Below are 22,508 nucleotides of genomic sequence, written 5' to 3' on the forward strand. Positions count from 1 at the left end.
CCTTCGGAGATTTAGGGGCGGTTTTCTATTTTGCACCCATGTCCAAAACCCGATCCATCTACTTCTGTCAAAACTGCGGCAACCAATCGCCGAAGTGGATTGGCAAATGCCCGGCCTGTGGCGAATGGAATACTTATGTGGAAGAAGTGGTAGATAAGGCCGAAGAGAAATTGAAAGAAAAACGTGGCTTTGCGAAGAAACATAATGAAGAAGCTAAACCGATTCCTATCCGCGAGGTGCAGGAACTGGATACACACAAGATAGATACACACGATACGGAACTCAACCGGGTGTTGGGAGGTGGGATTGTGTTAGGCTCCTTGATTCTGATAGGCGGCGAACCGGGTATCGGCAAGTCCACCTTGATGTTGCAGGTGGCTTTGAAGATGAAGGGAAAGAAAATTCTTTACGTAACCGGTGAAGAAAGCGACCGTCAAATCAAACTGCGCGCCGACCGTATCGGCATTAAGAATGACCAATGTTATATACTGACGGAAGTAAACACGCAGCAGATTTTCAAACAAGCAGTGGACACCGCACCGGATATTATTGTGATTGATTCGATACAAACGCTACAGAGTATTTATGTAGAATCGCCTCCGGGTAGCGTATCGCAGGTGCGCGAATGTACTGCTGAGTTGCAACGCTTCTCCAAAGAAACTTCCATCCCTATCTTTTTGATTGGTCACATCACTAAAGATGGAATGATAGCCGGACCGAAGGTGTTGGAGCATATCGTGGATACGGTGTTGCAGTTTGAAGGCGACCGAAATTATACATATCGAATCCTTCGCACTACCAAAAATCGTTTCGGCCCTACTTCCGAAATTGGTATTTATGAAATGATTGGCGAAGGACTGCGACCGGTACTCAACCCTTCCGAAATTCTGCTCACACAGCGCGATGAGAACCTAAGCGGCATCGCTATCGCAGCGATGATGGAAGGCATGAGGCCCTTCTTGATTGAAACACAAGCACTCGTTACTCCTGCCTTTTATGGAACTCCACAGCGTTCTTCCACCGGCTTCGATGGGCGGCGACTGAACATGCTTCTTGCCGTACTCGAAAAGCGTGCGGGCTTTCGTTTCGGCACCAAAGATGTTTTTCTGAATATAGCAGGTGGCCTCCGCGTAGAAGACCCCGCTATTGATCTGGCCGTGATGGCTGCCCTTACCTCTTCTTATAACGACATACCTGTTTCTTCTAAAATCGCCTTTGCTGCTGAAGTAGGATTAAGTGGCGAAGTGCGCGCCGTCAGCCGTATTGATCAGCGCATCTCGGAAGCGGACAAACTTGGCTTCGAGAAAATCTATATCTCCAAGTTCAATCAGAAATTCGATGCTAAGAAATTCAACATCGAAATCGTTTACCTCAGCAAGGTGCAGGCGCTGATGGAGGAGTTGTTTGGGTGAAAAATCTCTACGGAATGTTGTGGATTTAATTTCACTACAATCGTCCAAAAAGTTCAAATGCTTTTCTTTCTAATTCTTCCCGGTGATCTGGATGAGCGATAGCTATCAGGGCTTTGGCACGCTGTGAAATGTTTCTACAATATAGATCCGCTACGCCATACTCAGTAACGATGTGATGTACATTCGCCCGGGTGGTTACTACACCCGCTCCCGGTTTCAGCATGGGGACTATTTTTGAAACTCCTTTTCCAGTAACAGAATTGAGGGCGATAATAGGCTTGCCTCCTTCACTCAATGATGCTCCTCGGATAAAATCCATTTGACCACCAACCCCGCTATACAAGCGCGCTCCTATAGAATCAGAACATATTTGTCCGGTAAGGTCAATCTCAATCGCACTATTGATAGCGGTCATTTTGTCGTTCTTCCGAATAATGCTGGTGTCATTTACATATCCCACATCCAACATGGCCACCGCCGGATTGTCGTTAATAAAGTCATATAGTTTTCGCGTGCCGACGGCAAAAGATGAAACAATTTTTCCTGCATGTTTTTTCTTCTTGCTGCCGGTTATTACGCCCTTTTCCACCAAAGGCAAAAGGCCATCGCTGAACATTTCGGTATGGATTCCGAGGTCTTTATGATTGCCCAAAGCCAGCAGGGTAGCATTGGGAATGGCACCAATTCCCATTTGAAGGGTTGCGCCATCTTCTACGAGCGTAGCTACATTTTTTCCAATGGCCAGTTCATTTTCTGTGAGTGTCCGTAGAGGTGTTTCATGAATGAGATCTTCAGCATATACCGCCACCGTGATTTTTGACTGATGTATCATGCCATCACCCAGTGCGCGAGGCATGTTGGGGTTTACGAGGGCAATAATTTTAGTCGCCATATCGCAAGCGGCTTTAGTAGCATCCACCGACACACCCAAGGAACAAAAACCATGAGCATCCGGCGGACTTACTTGTACCAACACCGTATCCACCGGATATTTTCTTTTGCGGATAACCAAAGGAATTTCACTCAGAAACATTGGAATATACTGAACGTTCTCCTGTTCTATGTAGGGGCGGATGTTTGCCCCGATGAAAAAAACATTGACTCGAAACGACGATGCATATTCAGGCTGCGCATAAGGAGCAGTGCCCTCTGTATGTAAATGAGTGATACAAACATTCTTTAATTCCCGGTGCCGGGCAGTCAAGGCATTCACCAAACGCTGTGGAGCGGCAGCGGCAGTATGGATGAAAATGTTCTCTCCGCTTTTTACGATGCTAAGCGCTTGTTCTTCGGTTATGAATTTCATAGAATTAATTCTGGTCAATACTACGCAGTTTCCGCTTGAGTGTTTGTTGCACTCATGGCTGGCACCAAATCATAATCACCAACCACCGTCAAATCCATTACCAGTTTACCAGAATCGTTATATGCAAAGGGCCGACGGAATTTTGCGCCCCATACGAATTGTTTGACCGTGTAGGACTGGCGGCTATAAATAGTTTGAGAGAATACATCATCAAAACCTTTGAGTAATACAAACACTTCGACATCCATTTCTTTGATTTCCTGAAGCGTCTTTCCCCAGAGTGCGCTCTCCTCATCAATAGGGTGATTGACGACCCAACTGGTTGGAAACATCGCAATCTTTTCATACTCCAACTTCACTTGTTGAAAGCGTCGAATAGATTTGCCGTTGCCTTCGTCTTCCGTCCAACTTAGATTGATACGCGCCTCCATTTCCATGAGCGTAGAGGAAAGTTCATTGGCCACCATAAATTGCAGGCCTGTAATGTCTTTAAATGGCGCGATGATGATATTCTTGCTGTATCTGATTTTGGCTACAGGCTTTGAAAATCGCCCCAACAGCGTACCGGTGGCGAGGGCAAAAGTCATCAGCCCGGCAAAGGCCTCGATTGTGGCCACCTCATTGCTCATTTTGGTGAGCGGATTGATAGCCCCATATCCTACTGTTGTGAATGATTGCGCCGAGAAGAAAAAGCAGTATATAAACTTGGTGAACTCCGTATCAGAAGGGATGCCCTTCAGCGTTTCCACACCCAACCAATAGTAAGTGCCGGCAAACAAAATGTTCATCACAAGATAAAAGCCCAGAACCACCATCCAGTAGCGCGTCCAAGATGTAGTAATGAGCCAGTGGTAGAGATAAAAATTGCCGAACAGCCTGCCGGTTTTGCGCTCCATATTATAATTGCCGTCTGGGTTGATGGTGCGCTGCCTTGTCCCGTCACCAAAACGATCGAGACCGATGTCTTCGCCCTTCCGCATTCTGTCTATTGCTTTTCTGATAACGCTCATGATGTTCCTGTTGAAAATGAAATTTACGCGAAAATACTGAATAGGCTTTCTTTGCCATTCATTTTCAAATCCATGCGCAACACCACCAAACTTAAAACTCTACTCATTAAATACACTGTCTCCTTGGATATGGATGACGACGGGGGGTGGGTGTTGTTGCTAACGGATAAGGGAAATAATGAAATGAAGCAATTTGAGGGCGAGTCGTATAGCCGGGTTTTGTCTTTGGCCTATAGCTTTCTACTCCGAGATTTGAAGAAGGACCAACTTTAGTCCCTTCATGGTTGTACTTTGCGCTACTTAAAAAAATAGCTTCTTGATATAGGGAGAGGAGTACAGAAGAGTTATGAAAGGGTGTATAGCGCGCGTCGAAACGTCCTTTTCAAAAAAATATCTATTTTCCGTTTTCAATCTCGTTTAAATTAGCGGTTATTGATGAAAACTCTTCTGTCTTTTTTGTTCTTGGGCGTTGTTATCTCGATGTCATCCTGTGAGAAATGCGCCTATTGCCGATGTTATGGCGTAGATACTACCTACTGTAAAAAGGAAATGGGTCCGGAAGAATTTAATGCAGTAAAACAAAGTTGTATAGACAACCCTTACTGCGAATGGTTTTCATTTACTAAGACAAGGTAGTCCACGGATTTAAATCCGCTCGAAACTTCCTTTCTCCAACCAGCCTACTTTCCCATCTGCAAGACGGATTTTATACCAAGTGCCTACTTGGTCTAGGATATTGAATTTAACTCCTTCATGAATCATAAATAGATTGCTGCCATTGAAATCAGGTGCACTTTTAATGAAAGAGTTGGAAACCATCAAAATGGCTGCTGACGCATTTTGTTCTCTGGTTTTTTGTTGAAAGGACAACATCAAAAAGCTAACGGATAAAATAAAAAACAGAACACCCACCGTGGCAGTTATTTTTTTCATCCCTATAAACAATGAAAAGGCAACAGCCAACAGAGCCAGCCAAACAAAAATCACCGCATATATGGCCCATCCACCGGAAGAGTAGGAAGCGGTGAATTCTTTCCACCAAGTAATCACCGCCAATTGGGGAACCGGCTGAATTTTATCAATAGTTTTTAGTTCGGAGAGTTTGAGATTATGCCGGATATCTTCGTCCTCCGGAGAAAGTTTGGCTGCCCTTTCAAAATTGAGTGTCGCCTTTGCAATTTGATTCAATTTGTAGTAACAATTGCCTAGGTTAAAATATACTTCTGGTGATGGATAGCCCTGTGCCAAAATCTTTTCATAGCTGGTGGCCGCTTGTTCAAACTGACTGGATTTATATTGATCTGAGGCAGTTTTATATAAGTCCCGTGGAGCTTGAGCAAATGTAAAAGCGGATAATAGCAGACAAGCACATGCGAGCAGTGGTGCACGAAAGTAGTTCATGACTCTATTGTTCAACGTTTGTATTTTCTGATTCGTTCTCATTATCAGGTGCTCCTCTTCATGCTTTAATCTCATCTTCCAAATCTGCAATCAAGTTCAGCGCTGAATCGTAATGATGCTTCATCTCTCCATCTCCCCCTGATGAAGCATAGAGAGCCAATTCGCAAGTGCTGATCAGTTGCTGAAGTTTAACTACAGTTTCGATTTTAGCACTACGTGCCGAAAGTTTATCTGCCACATTGTCTTTGGAGAGTTCGGACATATCAATACTTAACTTATCTCCAAGGTATCCCCAAATGGCGCGTGAAACTTCATCATAGAAACTCTTTCTGTCATTCTGCTTCAAATGTTTATCAGCCAGGCTCAAGCGCTTTTTTGCCAGTTTCAAAGCTCTTCTTCTCTTGGCACCTACTAAATCTGCTGACAAAGAATCGCTTCTTCTTTTCAAAACTATCAGCCCGATAAAAAGAAGAAACGGCGCAGAGTAAAGAGCCATGAATCCCGCAGAACCGAAAAAAGATTTACCACTTTTATTAAACTCCGGTAGTTTGGTCTTGATGTAAATGATGTCCTGACCAAGTAAGGAAACATCCTGCTTACTAACCGAGGCAGAAATGCCGGTGTTTGGATTTTTAGATGCCTCTCCGGTAATCTTTAGTGCATACTCCGGCGAAGCAATACTGTGGTATTTTCCGGTAGAAGGATCGAAGTATGAAAACACCTGACTCTCGATTTTATAATCGCCGGGTTGGCGAGGTACAATCAAATAGTCATACTGCTTCGTTCCGCTCATTCCTGCTGCACCATTAGAAATATTTTCTTTCACCTTGGGTTCGTAAACTTCAAATCCGTTTGGCAATTGGACAGTGGGAGCATCAACCAACTTCAGATTGCCGGTTCCGGATATTTTAACGGTATAGGTAATTGGTTCATCTGTTTTGGCTTCCTTCGATGAAAGCGAGGTTTGAAAATTCATTTTACCCACCGCTCCTGCAAAGTCGGCCGGTTTGCCGCTGTCTGGCAAATCTTTCACACTGATGCTAGTCGCCGCTGTTTTTAGGTTTAAAGGAACATTCTGCGCTCGCCCCATATTGAAAAAATCATCAAAGGCATTCCGAGAATGAGACCGGACAGCCACCTGTGCCACCGTGGAGAGTTCAGCCGGAGCTATTTGTAAACTTCCTGCACGCTGCGGATAAAGATTGTATTTCAGTACTTCAACCGTGTTGAATTGCTTGCCATTAATGGTTTCAACAGAAGGAGTTCTTTTAGGATCCAATTCCACTTCCTGGCTCCAGAACCCATCGAATGTAGGCGCCTTGCTCAAGTTATAGCCCGATAAGTTCTGACGGAAATATAGTTTGTAAGAAGCGGTAAGCATTTCGCCTTTATACAAGGAGCTTTTACTGACAACTACTTTGAGAAAAATATCATCCTTCAATTGTTTGCTAAGATCTTCATTAGAAGTCTGAGGCTCCGGCTCTTGTTGTTGATTAAAGAAGGGGTCTCCAAAAGGGTCGAAGGGGTTGCGCTGTCGTTGTTGGCTTTGTTGTTGAGAGGAGGGTGCGGATATTTCCACGCTTACCTCATTAGACTCCATATTTACCCCCTCCACATTGATGCTTGCCTTCCCGATTTTATAAGTCCCCTGCTTTTTAGGACGTAAAATATAGGAGTAGGTAACCGACTGAGATACACTGCCATTGATAAACTGCATACTGGTCGATGTATTTGGCCCACCCACCAACTGAAAATCATTGAAGGAAGGAGGTCTTAAATTTGTTCCGTTTGCATTTTCAAGTGTATAGCTCAGTTGAAAGCTCTGATTTTCGGGCACGGTTTTGGGAGCTGCCGCAGAAAACCGAGCTTGGGCGGTTAATAACTGGCAGTTAAATACCGCTATGAAAAGTATAAGCACGACCGCTAAACCCTTCAACAAGGAAGGCTTCAACTGCTTAATATGGCTAGTACTTGTTCTCACTCTGCAAAATTTATAGATTGGATTCTATTTTTCAAACTTTAGGCTTCCGACTTAATATTTTTTCACAATCCAAAACGGATATTACCAATCTTTCTGAATCTTTACGTTGACTGGCTTCATTTGCTTCTGCTGCATTTTTTGATTCGTCTTTTGTTCTTCGTTCATTAAAGCCTGCAATAATTTTTCTGCGTCTTCCTTAGATAGCTTAGCTTGTTGCTGCTGTCCTTGTTTTTGCTGTTGCTCTTTTTGCTCTTGCTGCTTGCCTTGTTGCTCGTCCTGCTTTTGGTCTTTGTTGTCTTGCTTATTTTGTTGCTGATCTTTCTTATCTTCTTTTTTGTTTTTCTGATCTTGTTTATTCTCTCCGCCGCCTTGTTGTTGTTGCATCATCGCGTTGGCGTATGCCAGATTGTATTTGGTGTCGGCATCCTTCGGATTAATCTTTAAAGCATTCTTATAAGCTGAAATTGCGTCGGCCCATTTTTTCTGTTCTAATAAAGTATTGCCGAGATTGTGATATGCCTTGGCTTTAACCACCGGGTCGGCGTTCGTTTGTGCAGAAAGCTGAAATTGTTTAGCAGCCTCTTCATAACGCTTTTGCTCATACACTGCATCCCCTAGATTAAAGACCGCTTCGGGCATATTGTTCTTTTCATTCAGCGCCTTTTTGTAATCGGCTTCAGCATCGGTATAATTGTCTTTTTTGAAATTCTTATTTCCGTTTCGGGTTTGCGTTTTCTCCGGTTGGGTAGTAAAAGGAATCTGTGCAGTAAGCATACCTGTATAGAAAAGAATCAACAACATTAAGTATCGTTTTCCCCTGCTTTTCATTTCCATAAATTTAATAAGCGGCGGCTTTTCCGCTCACTCAGCCACCATTCCAGCAACAACAATAAAGCGGCCGTAATTAGACACCACTGAAATTTATCATCAAAATCGGTAAAAACCATTTCTTCAAAGTCTTTGGTGTTGATTCTGCCTAATTCTTTAAAGATGGCATCAATTTCATCTTTACCACTTCCTAAGAGGAAAAATTTTCCGTTTCCTTTCGCTGCAATATCCCTCAACATTTCCTGATTCAATTTAGACAACACAATGTTGCCACTCTCATCTCTCTTAAAATCATTACCTGAAGGAATCGGCGACCCGTTTTCATTCCCTACGCCGATAGTGAACACCTTTGCTCCTTCTTTTACAATCTCTTCAATTGCCTCATCTACCCCTCCTTGATTATCCTCTCCATCCGTGATAATGATGAGTGCCTTATGTTTGGTTTCACCCTTTACAAACCCCTCTCTCGCCAGATTAATGGCCTCGCTGATGTTAGTGCCTTGAGTTGGAACCATTCCTGGATTCACTGCCCGAAGATACATTCGCCCGGCACTGTAGTCCACCGTCAAGGGCATTTGCATATACGCCTTTCCTGCAAAAACAATGATGCCCAGCCGGTCGTTTTTTAACTGGTCCATGAAGTTATTAATGAAATTTTTAGCCCGTGCCAAACGATTCGGTTTCACATCCTCACTCATCATGGAGTTGGAAACATCTAGGGCGATGATGATATCAATCCCCTGCCGTTTAACTTTCTCTTGTTTCGTCCCAATCTGCGGATTCGCGAAGCCAAAAACGATGAATACATACGAAAGTAAAATCAAGATAAACTTTACCAGATGTCTTCCGTTTGAGAAATCAGGAATCAATTGTAACACTAACGAACTATCTCCAAATTTTGCAATGGCTTTCTTCCTCCAGACAAAAAAGAAAACAAAGAGTCCGGCTACCGGAATAACCGCCAGCAACAACCACAAATACTCTATATGCTCAAACCGAAACATCTATGGAACGCTTTTTAAGAATAAATACCTGAATAGCACTTCCAGTAACAAAAGCAGGCCGGCAAGAAAAGCGAAGCCGTGAAATTTTTCCGTCTTGCGTTGGTAAGCACTCACCTCAATTTTTGTTTTCTCCAGTTTATCTATCTGAGAGTAAATCTCTTTCAATCGTTTGTTGTCAGTTGCTCTGAAATATTGGCCCCCGGTTTTCTTGGCGATGTCCTTTAAAAGAGCTTCATCAATTTGCACATCGGCATAATCAAAAATCAATTCGCCTGTCTGAGTCATGGCCACCGGAGTCATTGCTTTTCCGTTGGTACCGATGCCAATGGTATAGACCCGTACTCCAAATTGCATTGCAATATCACAAGCTGTTAATGGATCCACCAGTCCTTTATTGTTTACCCCATCGGTCATCAGAATAACGACCTTGCTTTTTGCTTGACTTTCCTTAAGCCTCTGAGTTGCTGTAGCCAAGCCCATGCCTATAGCCGTGCCATCTTCGAGCAAACCATTTTTAATTTGCTTCAGTTGATTTTTAAGGATAGTGTGGTCAATCGTTACCGGGCACTGGGTGAAACTTTCGCCAGCAAAAATCACCAAACCAATCCGGTCGTTTGGCCGGCCATCTATAAACTCCATTGCTTCCTTTTTGGCAGCTTCAATGCGATTCGGTGTAAAATCTTTAGCGAGCATAGATGAAGAAACGTCCATCGCCAATACAATGTCTATTCCTTCCGTAGTCACTTTTTCTTCATCATAAGAAGTTTGTGGTCTTGCAATAGCCAGTAGTAACAAAATTAGCGTGAGCACTCTTAAAGCTGGAAGGAACTTCTTTAACCTAGCCTTCATGGGCACACCTAATCCCGCGAATGAATTAGTGGAGGAAAGGATAAGTGTTGGATTGTTTTTTTTAGATAGAAAATACCACCACAACCCGGCGAGCAACAGCACTACGGGAATAAACCATAGTACCCAAGGATTCGCAAAAGTGATATGACTCAGATTGTTAAACATTTATTTTTTCCTCCGGCTTTTCTGCTTTAAGTTCTGTAAAGTCAATAAACTTATAGGCGGCTTCCATTGCGCGCATGTTGGCATCCGGCAGAGGAAGCATCTTGGCAAACTTAACGAGGTCAGCGCTTCTCAAAATCTGCATGAGGCTATCCTTTGCTTTATGCTTGACGTGATACCGGTCAATATTTTCTTCAATTTCTTCTGTCGTTGATTCCAGAGCAAACCAATCGTAGCGGTATTCCAGATACATTCGTAAGATGTCTGTGAGCCGACTGTAGAATTGCTTCACCTCATCTTTCTGCCAAAGTTTTTCTTCTTCTAGTTTTTGCAATTCCTTTCTCGCCCAAATATGTGCCGGGTCCTTTGGTCTTGGCCTTTCAATCACCATCGGCTTACGCTTGCTTCGCTTTCTCCAATAGAAAATGCCTCCAGCAATAGCTGCCAACAACAAAATGCCGGCGATGATGTGGGGAATAAATTCTTTCCATGAATAGGGAACATCCAGCGGAGCTTTGATAGCCTTAAACGGCTTTGCAGTATCCACTTCCAGCGTGTTTACGAGAACTGGAACAGCATCAGACATCACACTGTCAATCAAACCGCCCCTATCTTTGAAATATATTTTGACTGGTCCCGTATGATACTTGCCCGAATCATAAGCGGAAACCGTATAGGTCCGAGTTAAAATTTTGAAATTGCCTTCTACGCTTGTATCCACTTTGGAGGCGTTCAGCACGTCCATATTCCCAAGAGTGTCGGAGAAAGGAGGAAGAACTACCATCAAGTCATTCGCATACTTTACTACCAGCTTGATATTCAAGTGGTCGCCGATCAGGATTTGATTTGAATCAGCCTTTAGTGTGGCAGAGATGATTTGAGCTGAAAGAGGACCGTGAATAATAAGATATAAGGCAAGAAAGAGCATAGTCACTTTCCGAGCTACCCCAATAAATATCCAAGGCGTTCTCATCTTCTCATCTCCCTTCTCTTAAACATATTCATCAGAGCAATGACATAGTTATCTTCTGTCTTAATAGACTCAAACTGGGCTCCGCTTTTTCCAAAAAGTTCTTTGGTCAGTTTCTTGTTTTCATGAAAATTTTTAGAATATCGTTCACGTATTTGCTTGTCGGAGGTATCAATCCAAAAATCCTGTTTGGTTTCCGAATCGGTTACTTTAATCAAACCAATGTCCGGCAGATTAACCTCACGCTCGTCATAAATGTGCAGGCCAATCAAATCATGTTTTTTCCCAATAATGTTTAAAGAATTTTTGAAGTCTATCGCTGTCCGCTGGGTTACTTTGGAAGGAATGAAATCAGAAACAAGAAAAGTGATACACTTCTTTTTCACCACATTGTTCATGTACTTTAGTGCTTCAACGATATTCGTGCCGGTATTGGTGGGATGGAAATCATAAATTTCCGAAATGATGCGAAGAATATGTGTCTTCCCTTTTTTAGGTGGAATAAACTTCTCGACAGAATCGCTAAAAAATATCACCCCAACTTTATCATTATTGGTGATAGCTGAGAAAGCCAATATGCCACTGATTTCGGCAATGATATGGTTCTTGAATTCATTTTGTGTGCCAAAAAACGAGGACTGGCTTACATCTATAAGCAACATCATCGTCAGTTCGCGCTCCTCTTCAAACACCTTGACAAAGGGTTTACTGTTCCGAGCTGTGACATTCCAATCAATGGTCCGCACGTCATCACCGTATTGATATTCACGTACCTCGCTGAATGAAATTCCTTTCCCCTTAAAGGCAGAATGGTAACTGCCGGAGAAAATCTGATTAGATAATTTCCGTGTCTTTATTTCTATGCGACGGAGCTTCCGTCGCTTTTCCTCCGAACTATTTGAAAGATTCTTTGACACTGCTTTAAAAATTAAAAAAATCCAATGAAAACTCTACGATTAAGCAAAGAGTGAACTATGGTACTTCCACCGCATTCAGAATGTCGCTGATTACTTCTTCCGCTGTAATGTTTTCCGCCTCAGCTTCGTATGTCAACCCCACTCGGTGCCGCATCACATCGAAACATATTGCTCGAACATCTTCCGGTATGACGTAACCACGGCGTTTGATAAAAGCATAGGCCTTAGAAGCCAAAGCCAAGTTGATACTGGCACGCGGTGAACCTCCGTAACTGATTAGCGGTTTCAGTTTATTGAGCTTATAATCCTCTGGTTTACGGGTTGCAAAGACGATATCGAGGATATAGCGCTCAATTTTTTCATCCATATATACTTCGCGAACTGTTTGGCGGGCTTTCATGATGTCTTCTTTCTGAACCACCTGATTGATTTTTTTGTTCTCCAGATTCATATTCTGACGAATAATCAGTTGTTCCTCCTCTCTCTTTGGATAAGTAATCACCGCTTTCAGCATGAAACGATCCACTTGTGCTTCAGGTAGCGGATAAGTTCCTTCCTGTTCAATAGGGTTTTGAGTGGCGAGCACAAGGAAGGGCTCTTCTAAGTGAAATGTTTTATCGCCGATTGTCACTTGCTTTTCCTGCATGGCTTCAAGCAAGGCCGATTGCACCTTGGCCGGTGCACGGTTGATTTCATCTGCCAAAACAAAATTGGCAAAAACTGGTCCCTTCTTTACAGAAAAGTCATTTTCCTTCTGACTGTAAATCATGGTGCCAATCAAATCAGCAGGCAACAAATCCGGTGTAAATTGAATGCGTGAAAACTTGGCATGAATAGCTGAGGCAAGTGATTTAATCGCCAGAGTTTTTGCCAAGCCGGGTACGCCTTCGAGCAAAATATGCCCGTTGGCAAGCATGGCTAGCAGCAGTCTTTCCATCATATATTTTTGTCCTACAATGGTCTTGCCCAATTCCATATTCAAAACATCTACAAAAGCACTTTCGCGATTGATACGTTCGTTAAGTGAGGCAATGTCAACGGTGGTGTTTCCTGATATTACTTGCATAATGAGTTTTTTAATGGACGGCAAATGTAACCCTCCACCAATTTGTTAAAAATAAAATTTTGTTAAGGCGATTTGGGGATAGAGTGGGGTTAAATTGCAGTCGGATAGGGAGGATTTACACTCAACTGCATATTAGCTTTTTAAGCCTCTGTTATAGCATGTTTATAGAAATTGCTCCCACTGTAACAGGCATAAACCGATACGGAAATAGAAATGGCTCTAGGATCGCAAATCAACAGGAAACAGCAGCGTCGGTCGAAAAAACCATTTTTTTAATCTCTACTTAGTATACCCCAAGTTTCTTTAACAAAATACAAGGGGCGACTTTTAGTCTCATTAAATATTCTGCCCAAATAAACACCTAAAATTCCGATACTGATTAGTTGAACTGAGCCAAGAAAAAGTACTGAAACAAGTAAGGAAGTCCATCCCGGGATGGTAGCCCCGTGAGCATATCTCCATAGGGCAAAAAATATATAAAACACCGAAATAAAAAAGACAACACCACCCATTAGCAAAGGGATTTTCAGGGGTGCAGAAGAAAAGGAAGTAATAGCATTGAGGCTGAGCGATAGCATTTTAAGAAGCGTAAACTTGGAGTTACCCTTGCGTCTAGCGTCCGCTTTATAGGAGATATAGGTTTGCGAAAAGCCCATCCAAACAACCATTCCTCTGATAAAACGGTCCTTTTCTGGGAATTGAAGGAAGGCATCCAGTGCCTTTCTACTTAATAGCCGGAAGTCGGCAGTGGCACTTTCAATTCTGGTTGGAGAAAGAAAATTAAAAATCTTATAAAACAATCCGGAAGACATCTGCTTAAATACTCCAACCTTTTCATCATCCCGTCTAATCGTATTCACGATATCGTAGCCGTCCAAGTATTTTTTATACAACTCCGGGATAACCGAAGGAGGATGTTGCATGTCTCCATCTAAAGATATCGCTACCTTCCCTTTTGCTTGTTCCAACCCCGCGGTTAGCGCAATCTGGTGACCAAAGTTGCGCGAAAGTGAAATGGCCTTGACTTGAACCATGTTGCTGTTGATCAGATTTCGGATGGTTCCAAAGGTATCATCCACCGATCCGTCATCCACAAAAATTACCTCTGAACGGAATTCGAAATTATTTAATACCCGCGACAACTCGTCATAAAGTATTTTGATATTTTCTTTTTCGTTATAAACCGGTATAACGACAGAGATTTCGATAGAGTGACTCACGTTTACATTATATTGTCGTTACAAAAGTAACATCCTTTACATGCCAGAAAATTAGAGTTTGCATTATCGCCTATTGAACTATTTTCGGCATGTCAAATTCTATTCAATCTCCAAAATATTCTATTCTATGATAAAGCAGCTACTTTTATCTTTTACTTTTCTATCCATTGCTTGTGGAGTTATGTCACAGGCTCCGAACAATCTTAATTATCAGGCGGTAGTGCGCGATGCTTCAGGACAAATCGTTGCCAATTCATCTGTGGGGATCCGCTTTAGTATCCATGATCTCACTGCGGCAGGAAATGTTGTTTTCCAAGAAACACAGACATTGCCTACAAATCAATTTGGTTTGGTGAGTACCAAAATCGGGGCAAATGGAAATCTGGCTATCGTAAATTGGAGCAATGGCAATAAGTTTTTACAAGTTGAAGTAGATATTGCGGGAGGCACTAGCTATAATGATATGGGTACTTCTCAATTAGCCAGCGTTCCTTATGCTCTGTTTGCTGCTAACAGTTTGCCAGGACCTGCGGGTCCGTCTGGTGCAGCCGGAGTAACTGGCCCTACAGGAGAATCTGGCACAATTGGCGCTACGGGCCCTTCCGGCTTGCAGGGAGCTACGGGTGCCACCGGTGCTACTGGTCCGGCAGGAACAGGCGGCGGAGGTGATGGACTACCGAAGATAGTATCGGGCAGCATATCAGTTGGATCTTCCTATGTTTCAACCAATGCTACCACTACCTTGACCAACGGCATTTGTGCGCCTACTGCATCATCTTTATGGCTCCCCTGTACTGGTGGGCTATGTGCAGTGTGTACTGAAACTTATGCGCAACTCTTACCGGTAGGTTTCAACATCATTGGGGCAGCGGTACTAGAAGGAACGGAAAAAACTGTGGTGAAGACTGACACCAGTGGAGTGCTAATCATGGCTAACCTTTCCATTAAGTCCACAAATAATGCTACTAATGGGTTAGGAGTAGGTTCTCGTTATGCTCTTTGGGTACAAAGAAGCACAGATAATTTTGCCGCCAATGCAGTAAATATCTATCGAGTAGAAGAGGGTACGGCTGCGGGAACCACACTAACAACAAACCCACCTACCCTGAGCAGCGGCACATCTAATACAACCATTATTTACCCTGATTTAGGATTGACACCTGGTACTTACCAATACCGGATAGTATATCAGGGGTTGTTAGGCGGAGGCACTGGTCAGGCAGTCTATTTGCAAGACCGTTCCATGGTACTGATGCACGTGAAACCTTAAACGGGTTCAACGCAGCACTACCTTTTGTTCTTCCATAATCTTACGGATGTTAATCAACGCATAACGCATCCGTGCCAGACAGGTATTGACTGGTGTTTTGGTATATTCTGAAACTTCCTTGAAACTGAAATTGAAAAAATGTCGGAGAATCAATACCTCCTTTTGCTCCTCCGGCAATTGCTCAACCAACTCCTTTAACTTCCCCTCGTAATTTTCAGTCCGGATATGGTCTTCTTCAGAGCGCTCCTCAAATTTTAGATACTTAAAGATGTCATCTCCTTCACTAGTTACAATTCCCGGCAATCGTTTTAGTTTTCTAAAATGGTCAATACATAGATTATAAGCAATTCGAGCCGCCCATGGCGCAAACTTGCCCTCATCATTATATTTCCCGGAACGCAACGTATCAATGACGCGGATAAACGTTTCTTGAAAAATGTCTTCGGCGAGATATTGATCTCTCACCATCACGTAAATAGAGGTGTAGATTTTATCCTTATGACGAAGGATTAGCCTTTCGAGAGCCAACCTCTCACCGGAAAGATACAATTGAATCAGTTCCTTGTCGCTTAATAATTGCATGCGCATACCGTTACGTTTTAGGTTAATTAATATAATTACACGTAGAGGTATGCTATAAGCGTTTCTGTTTTTGGTTTATTTAAATTTCTCTTCTCTTACTGTTTTTGGTTCCGATAGAAAGACGCTACTCTCTCACCCATATACCAAACAAGGCTCGAAAACTTAAAAACTGTAAAGAGGTATAGTATTACTCAATGGTTAACGAAAAAATAAAGCCTTAAAAATTACCTTTGCAATTCTTGTAAAATAGAGTAGAGAGAGTCGTTACTGGCTTTTTAGTTTTCGTTAATAAATCAAAGTTAAAAAAATATAATTGAAATCTCCAAATAAATCTTTTGCCGACGAAAAAAAGATTTTCATCAAGGGAGCCCGGGTACACAATCTGAAGAACGTAGATGTGGAACTTCCCAAGAACAAGTTCATTGTAGTAACCGGGGTCTCCGGCTCTGGAAAGTCATCCCTCACCATTGATACACTCTATGCAGAGGGACAGCGTCGCTATGTGGAGTCGTTGTCGTCCTATGCCCGCCAGTTTCTTACCCGAATGGATAAGCCAGACGTTGATTACATCAAAGGCTTGTGTCCTGCGATTGCGATCGAACAGAAGGTCTCTACGAGAACCACCCGCTCTACCGTAGGCTCGCTTACTGAAATATACGATTATCTCCGCCTTTTGTTCGCTCGAATTGGAAAAACTTATTCCCCTGTTTCTGGTGAAGTAGTACAAAAACATGAGGTGATGGATGCGGTGAACTTCATCTTTGGATTGGATGAAGGAGAAAAGGTCTACATCTATTTTGAAAATAAGGTTCAGAAAAATTTTCAGGATGATCTCAAACTTTTATTACAAAAGGGATTCACCCGTATCAAATCGGGAAAGGGGATTGATAAAATAGAGGAGCTAATCGAAAATAAGAAGACGATTTCTAAGCGAGCAGAAACTTCCATTCTGGTCCTAGTGGATAGGCTGGTTGTTAAACAAGCTGATGAAGATTTGAAATCTCGGGCAGCCGATTCAGTACAAACTACTTTTAGCGAGGGGCATGGCGAATGTGTGATTGAATATGGTGAGCATAGGACCAAAGTATTCTCCAATAAGTTTGAGGCCGATGGGATTTCATTTGAAGAACCCAGCCCTGATTTTTTCAATTTCAACAACCCCTATGGCGCCTGCAAAACCTGCGAAGGCTTTGGAACAGTGTTGGGATTAGATGAAGATTTGATTTTCCCAGACAAGGAACTTTCCATGTACGAAAACGCAGCAGCGCCTTGGCGGGGCGAAAAGATGAGTGAATGGCTGGAGCCACTTTTAAAAAAAGGAGTCTTGTTTGATTTCCCAATCCACCGCTCTTATAAAGATCTGAGTGAGGAGGAAAAAGAGCTGCTCTGGTCAGGAAACAAATATTTCAAGGGACTAAGTGATTTCTTCAAACATATCGAGGAGCAGAGCTATAAAATTCAGTATCGCGTGATGCTGAGCCGCTATCGTGGCAAGACCACCTGTCCCGATTGCAAAGGCTCCCGGATTCGGAAAGATGCGCAATACGTAAAAATAAACGACCGAAATATTTCTTCCTTAATGTTGTTGCCAATCAAGGAACTCTATGTTTTTTTCAAGGAAATAAAACTGGGCAAGACAGAAACCAAAATAGCGGAACGCATTCTTGCCGAGGTCAACAGCCGCCTGCAAACCATGATGGATGTAGGCTTAGGATACTTAACCCTGAATCGTCTTTCTAATACTCTCTCAGGTGGCGAAACACAACGTATCAACCTGACTCGCTCTATCGGGAGCAACCTTACTTCGTCCTTGTATATTTTGGATGAGCCGAGTATTGGTTTGCATCAGCGAGATACGGACCGCTTGATTCGAGTGCTGAAGAACCTCCGCGACTTGGGGAATACGGTGGTAGTGGTAGAACATGACGAGGACTTGATGCAGGCGAGCGACCACATTGTGGACATGGGGCCTGAAGCCGGGGTGTTTGGAGGCGAGGTGATGTTTAATGGCAGCACCAAAGAATTATTAAAAGCGAAAACACTAACAGCCAAGTATTTGAATGGTGAAATAAAAATTCCATTTAGTAAAAAAAGGCGCAAGCCAAGTAATTGGTTGGAAATCATGGGGGCATCGCAGCATAATTTGAAAAACATAGATGTCCGGTTTCCATTGAATGCCTTGACGGTGGTAAGCGGAGTGAGTGGCTCAGGGAAAACAACCTTGGTCAAGAAAATTTTATATCCGGCGATAGTCAGGTTATTAGATTCTACCGGAGAAAAACCGGGGACCTATCGCGATCTGAAAGGCGACCTGAAGCGGGTGACCGCCATTGAAATGATTGACCAGAATCCTTTAGGAAGAAGTTCGCGCTCCAATCCGGTAACCTACGTAAAAGCTTATGACGGTATCCGCGATATGCTTGCCAGACAACAACTGGCCAAAATCCGCGGCTATCAGGCAAAAGATTTTTCATTCAACGTAGAGGGTGGCCGCTGCGAAACCTGTAAGGGAGATGGAGAAGTGATTGTAGAAATGCAGTTCCTTGCTGATGTTCATTTGAAATGCGAATCCTGCAACGGCAGAAAATTTAAAGAAGAAGTGCTGGAAGTTCGGTATAAAGACAAGAATGTTTATGACATTCTGGAACTGAGCGTAGATGAAGCCATGATATTTTTTGCCGACCATAAAGATATTATTACCAAACTCACCCCCTTGCAGAACGTAGGTCTGGGTTATGTCAAACTTGGCCAATCGAGTTCTACTTTAAGCGGCGGCGAAGCCCAGCGTGTAAAGCTGGCCTCGTTTCTCAATAAGGGTGCAGCACCCAATCCGGTGCTCTTTATTTTTGATGAGCCCACCACCGGTCTTCATTTTCATGACATCAGCAAATTGATTTCCTCTTTCAATCAACTCATCGAAGCCGGTCACTCGGTTATAGTGATTGAACATAACATGGACGTCATTAAATGTGCTGACTGGCTCATTGACCTCGGTCCCGAAGGAGGTGACGACGGCGGCGAGTTGCTTTATCAGGGAGAGCCGGAGGGCATCCTTTCTGTCAAAAAATCGTACACGGCAAAATATCTTCGACCCAAATTGAATGGATAAAGTGGATGGTCATTAAAACAGAACGACTGATGAATAGAATTCCCTTGTTAGTGCTGATGGTTTTCGGAGTGTTTGGCCTGTCGGCACAGAGTCATTTTTATGGAATAGTCAAAAAATGGGATGGCTCGGCCACCCCTATTTATCAGGCTTTAGTTAAGGTGAAAGAAGGAGAGAAGGTGCTTCCTTCCATCAAATCGTATTTCGACGGCAGCTATAAATTTGAACTGAGCGAAAATAAAACTTACAAGGTGTATATCTCCAAGCAAGGTTGTTCGGATACTACCTTCACGATAACCACCGACAAAGATGCCAAGCCATCTATGCAATACGTCACCGTGCGCCTCATAAAGGATGGAATGCGTCTTACAGGCTCCGTGCGAAGTCGCGATGAGAAATTTCCCATTCGGGACGCAACAGTTATTTTACGCAATGTCATGACCCGCGAAGAACAGCGCAGCACCACCGGCATTGACGGCTCCTATAACCTCCGCCTCGATTATGAAACCAACTACCGCCTAAGCCTCGACAAATGGTCGCCGGGCATTATGAATAAATATCGCGACACCACTTTTTATCTTTCTACTGTGGGCTTCAGCCAACCGGTGGATTATCGCCTCGATGTTTACCTGATTCCTGATGAAGAGGGCACCACCGAGCCTCGCGAAGACTATGATCCTACTCGCACGCCCGAAAACAAAAAGTTGAAACCCGCCCTCGACCTCAGCAAAATAAAATACCGCTCGCTTGATAAAGAAGATCCGGGCCAGCCAGCCAAGAAGCCAACGACTACCCCGGTAGCCAAGCCGAAATAGGGTTAGTCTGTATCAACCAAAATCTTCTAAGTCCTTTTCCAAAACATAAATAGAAACGATAGCCCCCTAATCTGCGAATCGGGCGAAAAGCATGTTTTTTCATCAAAAAACAGGTTTTTTTAGCCCGTCGAAGACTGTTTTTCTATCGAAGACTGCGGGAGGAGTTCCGATAAGTGCAAATATAGTTTCGATGACTGGGGTAGGAGTTTCGATCACTGCGCTTGGAATTTCGATGACTGCGAGAGGACTTTCGAACACAGCAAAACTAGTTTCGATAACTACAAAAATGGTTCCGATAAGTGCAAAATCTCTTCCGAAGACTGCGGAAACTGTTTCGATAGGTGCAGATGGCATTTCGATAAGACACCTCACCTCCGATCCCTATTTCTCCGAAGGAAAATCTTTTTAATCCTTAATGTAGCTGCTTGAATTTCAATCAGAAAGCTGATTAAGATCAAGAACTTAAAGGAACGTATTCCTAATCCTTAGAACTTCTTCTATCGTTATTAATCCTGATAGAGGCTCGTTCTATGCTCACTTTCTGGTCAGAAAAACCAAGACGTCTTTTGTTTTTCTATTACATTCGCCGTTCCAAAATTTTAATCAATGTTAGCTTCTATGAAAGATACAGTCCTTACTTCGGTTCACATTTCTCTTGGTGCAAAGATGGCTGAGTTTGCAGGATATAATATGCCAATTGTTTATTCCAGTATCAACGAGGAGCATAGGGCAGTGCGCAACAGCGTGGGGGTGTTTGATGTTAGCCACATGGGCGAGTTTATGCTGAAAGGTGAGAAGGCGCTGGACTTGATTCAGTTGGTGACGAGCAACGATGCATCGAAACTAGCAGATGGGAAAGTGCAGTATTCGTGCCTGCCGAATGAGACGGGTGGAATAGTGGATGATTTGTTGGTCTATCGTTTCGATGGACAGAAGTATTTTCTAGTGGTGAATGCTTCGAACATAGAGAAGGACTGGAACTGGATAAAGAAGCACAATACGTTTGGGGTGGAGATGGTGAACATGAGTGATGATTTGAGTTTGCTGGCGGTGCAAGGTCCGAATGCGGTGGCCACCTTGAAGAAGTTGACAGCGGTGAATCTTGATTCGATTCCTTATTATGCTTTTACGACGGGCACGTTGGCGGGAATAGAGGAGGTGATTATTTCGAACACGGGCTATACCGGCGCCGGTGGTTTCGAACTTTATGTTAAGAATAAAGATGTGAAGAAGGTTTGGGATGCGCTGTTTGAGGCAGGGAAAGAATTTGAAATTGTTCCGACCGGACTGGGTTGCCGCGATACCTTAAGACTGGAAAAGGCTTTTTGTCTTTATGGACATGATATTGATGACACTACGTCACCAATTGAAGCCGGTTTGGGTTGGATTACAAAATTCACTAAGAAATTTATTCATTCGGATTATCACAAAGCCATCAAAGACAACGGAGCCAAAAAGAAATTGGTAGGTTTTGAGATTGCGGAGAAGGGGAAAATCCCCCGTCAGCATTTCAAAATAAAAGATGCGGCAGGGAATGAAATAGGTGTAGTGACTTCGGGTACTCAATCTCCTTCTTTAAGTAAAGCGATTGGTCTAGGATATGTGAAGGCGCAGTTCGCACCGGTTGGTACCGAAATCTTCGTGGAGATAAGAAACCAGTTGGTGAAGGCGACTGTGGTGAAGACACCGTTTTTGTAAAGCCAAAGCCCCCTAACCCCCGATGGGGGAATAGGAAAGTTTATCATGAAAATTATAAATTGAATATTAGGTGCCTCGCCAGTTCCCCCATCGGGGGTTAGGGGACTGGCTAATTTTCCTGTCCCTCTAATACCACCTCTTGCGGTTCGTCGGGACTGCCTTTCTCTAACCAGAAGTTATTGTAGCCTTCGCCAATCAGGATTTTGATTTGTTGTTCTTGGATAAGTTCCAAAACAGAAAGGAAAACAAAGACCGCATGAACGCGGTTTTCTACTCCTTCAAAGACGGATTCAAAAGCCATTTTCTTTCCAGACTTTACTTTTTCAATCAACAACATTTTTTCTCCCGAGATAGTATAAGGAGGAGTCTCTACGGTGTGGACTACTTTTTGTTTTTCACGAGCAACTCGGTCTAGTACGTTCTGAAAGGCCTTGAGCAAGCGGAACATGGTAAGGCTCTGCATCTCAAATTCTGTTTCAAACAAGGCGGCGATCTCTTTGTTTTCGTTCAGCGCATTGCCGCGCTTGTTGATGTTTTGGCGGTCTTCTTCCAAGCGACGCATCGCCTCGGTAGCTTCTTTGTATTTCTTGTATTCAATCAACCGGCTGACTAGTTCATCACGCGGATCAATTTCCTGACCGGTTTCGGGATCAAGTTCTTTACGAGGCAATAATAGTTTCGCTTTGATACGCATTAAGGTAGCCGCCACTAATATAAATTCACTCGCCACCTCAATGTCCAGTGTTTCTAGCTGATGCAGGTAGGTCAGGAAATCTGTGGTTACCTTGAAGATGGGAATGTCGTAGATATCCAGTTCATCCCTTTCAATAAAAAAAAGGAGAAGGTCGAAGGGGCCTTCAAACTGAGGGAGTTTTATTTCGTAGGTATCCTGCATGAAACTGAATGAAACG

The 22,508-nt window shown here is 43.3% G+C and carries 19 protein-coding genes; 6 read left to right on the top strand and 13 right to left on the bottom strand.

Features of this window, described 5'->3' with window-relative positions; translation table 11 throughout:
• Window positions 1–38 precede the first annotated feature (38 nt).
• Window positions 39–1,412, top strand: coding sequence for a DNA repair protein RadA (gene radA / locus IPP77_04305; protein ID MBL0308910.1), 1,374 nt, complete (start codon window positions 39–41; stop codon window positions 1,410–1,412).
• Window positions 1,413–1,446: 34 nt separating this feature from the next.
• Here radA and IPP77_04310 read toward each other — a convergent pair whose 3' ends face one another.
• Window positions 1,447–2,718, bottom strand: coding sequence for an acetyl-CoA hydrolase/transferase family protein (locus IPP77_04310; protein MBL0308911.1), 1,272 nt, complete (start codon window positions 2,716–2,718; stop codon window positions 1,447–1,449).
• Window positions 2,719–2,738: 20 nt separating this feature from the next.
• Complete coding sequence (locus tag IPP77_04315; protein ID MBL0308912.1) at window positions 2,739–3,728, bottom strand: hypothetical protein; 990 nt, start codon at window positions 3,726–3,728, stop codon at window positions 2,739–2,741.
• Window positions 3,729–3,779: 51 nt separating this feature from the next.
• Between IPP77_04315 and IPP77_04320 the strand changes: the two genes are divergently transcribed.
• The gene (locus IPP77_04320) at window positions 3,780–4,001 is read left to right on the top strand and encodes a hypothetical protein (protein MBL0308913.1); all 222 of its coding nucleotides are present in this window, start codon (window positions 3,780–3,782) and stop codon (window positions 3,999–4,001) included.
• A gap of 372 nt (window positions 4,002–4,373) precedes the next feature.
• Here the strand turns inward: IPP77_04320 and IPP77_04325 are convergent, their stop codons facing one another.
• The 9 genes from IPP77_04325 to IPP77_04365 all read right to left on the bottom strand — a co-directional run bounded on the left by IPP77_04325 (window position 4,374) and on the right by IPP77_04365 (window position 14,126).
• Complete coding sequence (locus tag IPP77_04325; GenBank protein ID MBL0308914.1) at window positions 4,374–5,129, bottom strand: tetratricopeptide repeat protein; 756 nt, start codon at window positions 5,127–5,129, stop codon at window positions 4,374–4,376.
• A 58-nt stretch (window positions 5,130–5,187) separates the two neighbouring features.
• Entirely contained in the window at window positions 5,188–7,110 is a 1,923-nt protein-coding gene (locus IPP77_04330) for a protein BatD (protein ID MBL0308915.1), read from the bottom strand.
• Window positions 7,111–7,191: 81 nt separating this feature from the next.
• Window positions 7,192–7,938: a tetratricopeptide repeat protein gene (locus IPP77_04335; protein ID MBL0308916.1), complete on the bottom strand. Its 747-nt coding sequence runs from the start codon at window positions 7,936–7,938 to the stop codon at window positions 7,192–7,194.
• A complete protein-coding gene (locus IPP77_04340) occupies window positions 7,935–8,942 on the bottom strand; it encodes a VWA domain-containing protein (GenBank protein ID MBL0308917.1) in 1,008 nt (335 codons plus the stop codon). Before IPP77_04340 ends, IPP77_04335 begins: the two co-directional genes overlap by 4 nt.
• Window positions 8,943–9,956 (bottom strand): VWA domain-containing protein, encoded by a 1,014-nt coding sequence (locus tag IPP77_04345; protein MBL0308918.1) that lies wholly within the window; start codon window positions 9,954–9,956, stop codon window positions 8,943–8,945.
• Entirely contained in the window at window positions 9,949–10,926 is a 978-nt protein-coding gene (locus IPP77_04350; protein MBL0308919.1) for a hypothetical protein, read from the bottom strand. The genes IPP77_04345 and IPP77_04350 overlap by 8 nt, the downstream gene beginning before the upstream one ends.
• Window positions 10,923–11,840 (bottom strand): DUF58 domain-containing protein, encoded by a 918-nt coding sequence (locus IPP77_04355; GenBank protein MBL0308920.1) that lies wholly within the window; start codon window positions 11,838–11,840, stop codon window positions 10,923–10,925. Before IPP77_04355 ends, IPP77_04350 begins: the two co-directional genes overlap by 4 nt.
• Before the next feature lie 55 nt (window positions 11,841–11,895).
• Window positions 11,896–12,897 carry an AAA family ATPase gene (locus IPP77_04360; protein MBL0308921.1) on the bottom strand — a complete coding sequence of 334 codons (1,002 nt, stop codon included), beginning with the start codon at window positions 12,895–12,897 and terminating at the stop codon, window positions 11,896–11,898.
• 281 nt (window positions 12,898–13,178) lie between these two features.
• Window positions 13,179–14,126: a glycosyltransferase family 2 protein gene (locus IPP77_04365; protein ID MBL0308922.1), complete on the bottom strand. Its 948-nt coding sequence runs from the start codon at window positions 14,124–14,126 to the stop codon at window positions 13,179–13,181.
• Window positions 14,127–14,253: 127 nt separating this feature from the next.
• Between IPP77_04365 and IPP77_04370 the strand changes: the two genes are divergently transcribed.
• The gene (locus IPP77_04370; GenBank protein ID MBL0308923.1) at window positions 14,254–15,396 is read left to right on the top strand and encodes a collagen-like protein; all 1,143 of its coding nucleotides are present in this window, start codon (window positions 14,254–14,256) and stop codon (window positions 15,394–15,396) included.
• A gap of 6 nt (window positions 15,397–15,402) precedes the next feature.
• On the opposite strand, the gene IPP77_04375 is transcribed toward IPP77_04370, so the two are convergent.
• Window positions 15,403–15,984, bottom strand: a complete 582-nt coding sequence (locus tag IPP77_04375; protein ID MBL0308924.1) for a sigma-70 family RNA polymerase sigma factor — start codon at window positions 15,982–15,984, stop codon at window positions 15,403–15,405.
• A 307-nt stretch (window positions 15,985–16,291) separates the two neighbouring features.
• Between IPP77_04375 and uvrA the strand changes: the two genes are divergently transcribed.
• From uvrA to gcvT, 3 genes are all read left to right on the top strand, one after another.
• The gene (gene uvrA, locus IPP77_04380) at window positions 16,292–19,087 is read left to right on the top strand and encodes an excinuclease ABC subunit UvrA (GenBank protein ID MBL0308925.1); all 2,796 of its coding nucleotides are present in this window, start codon (window positions 16,292–16,294) and stop codon (window positions 19,085–19,087) included.
• A gap of 29 nt (window positions 19,088–19,116) precedes the next feature.
• Window positions 19,117–19,899, top strand: coding sequence for a carboxypeptidase regulatory-like domain-containing protein (locus IPP77_04385; GenBank protein ID MBL0308926.1), 783 nt, complete (start codon window positions 19,117–19,119; stop codon window positions 19,897–19,899).
• A 618-nt stretch (window positions 19,900–20,517) separates the two neighbouring features.
• Window positions 20,518–21,597, top strand: coding sequence for a glycine cleavage system aminomethyltransferase GcvT (gene gcvT / locus IPP77_04390; GenBank protein ID MBL0308927.1), 1,080 nt, complete (start codon window positions 20,518–20,520; stop codon window positions 21,595–21,597).
• A 109-nt stretch (window positions 21,598–21,706) separates the two neighbouring features.
• Here gcvT and IPP77_04395 read toward each other — a convergent pair whose 3' ends face one another.
• Window positions 21,707–22,492 carry a segregation/condensation protein A gene (locus IPP77_04395; GenBank protein MBL0308928.1) on the bottom strand — a complete coding sequence of 262 codons (786 nt, stop codon included), beginning with the start codon at window positions 22,490–22,492 and terminating at the stop codon, window positions 21,707–21,709.
• Between the last annotated feature and the right edge of the window lie 16 nt (window positions 22,493–22,508).

It is taken from the genome of Bacteroidota bacterium (genome assembly GCA_016722375.1).
Classification (GTDB): domain Bacteria; phylum Bacteroidota; class Bacteroidia; order Chitinophagales; family LD1; genus Bog-950.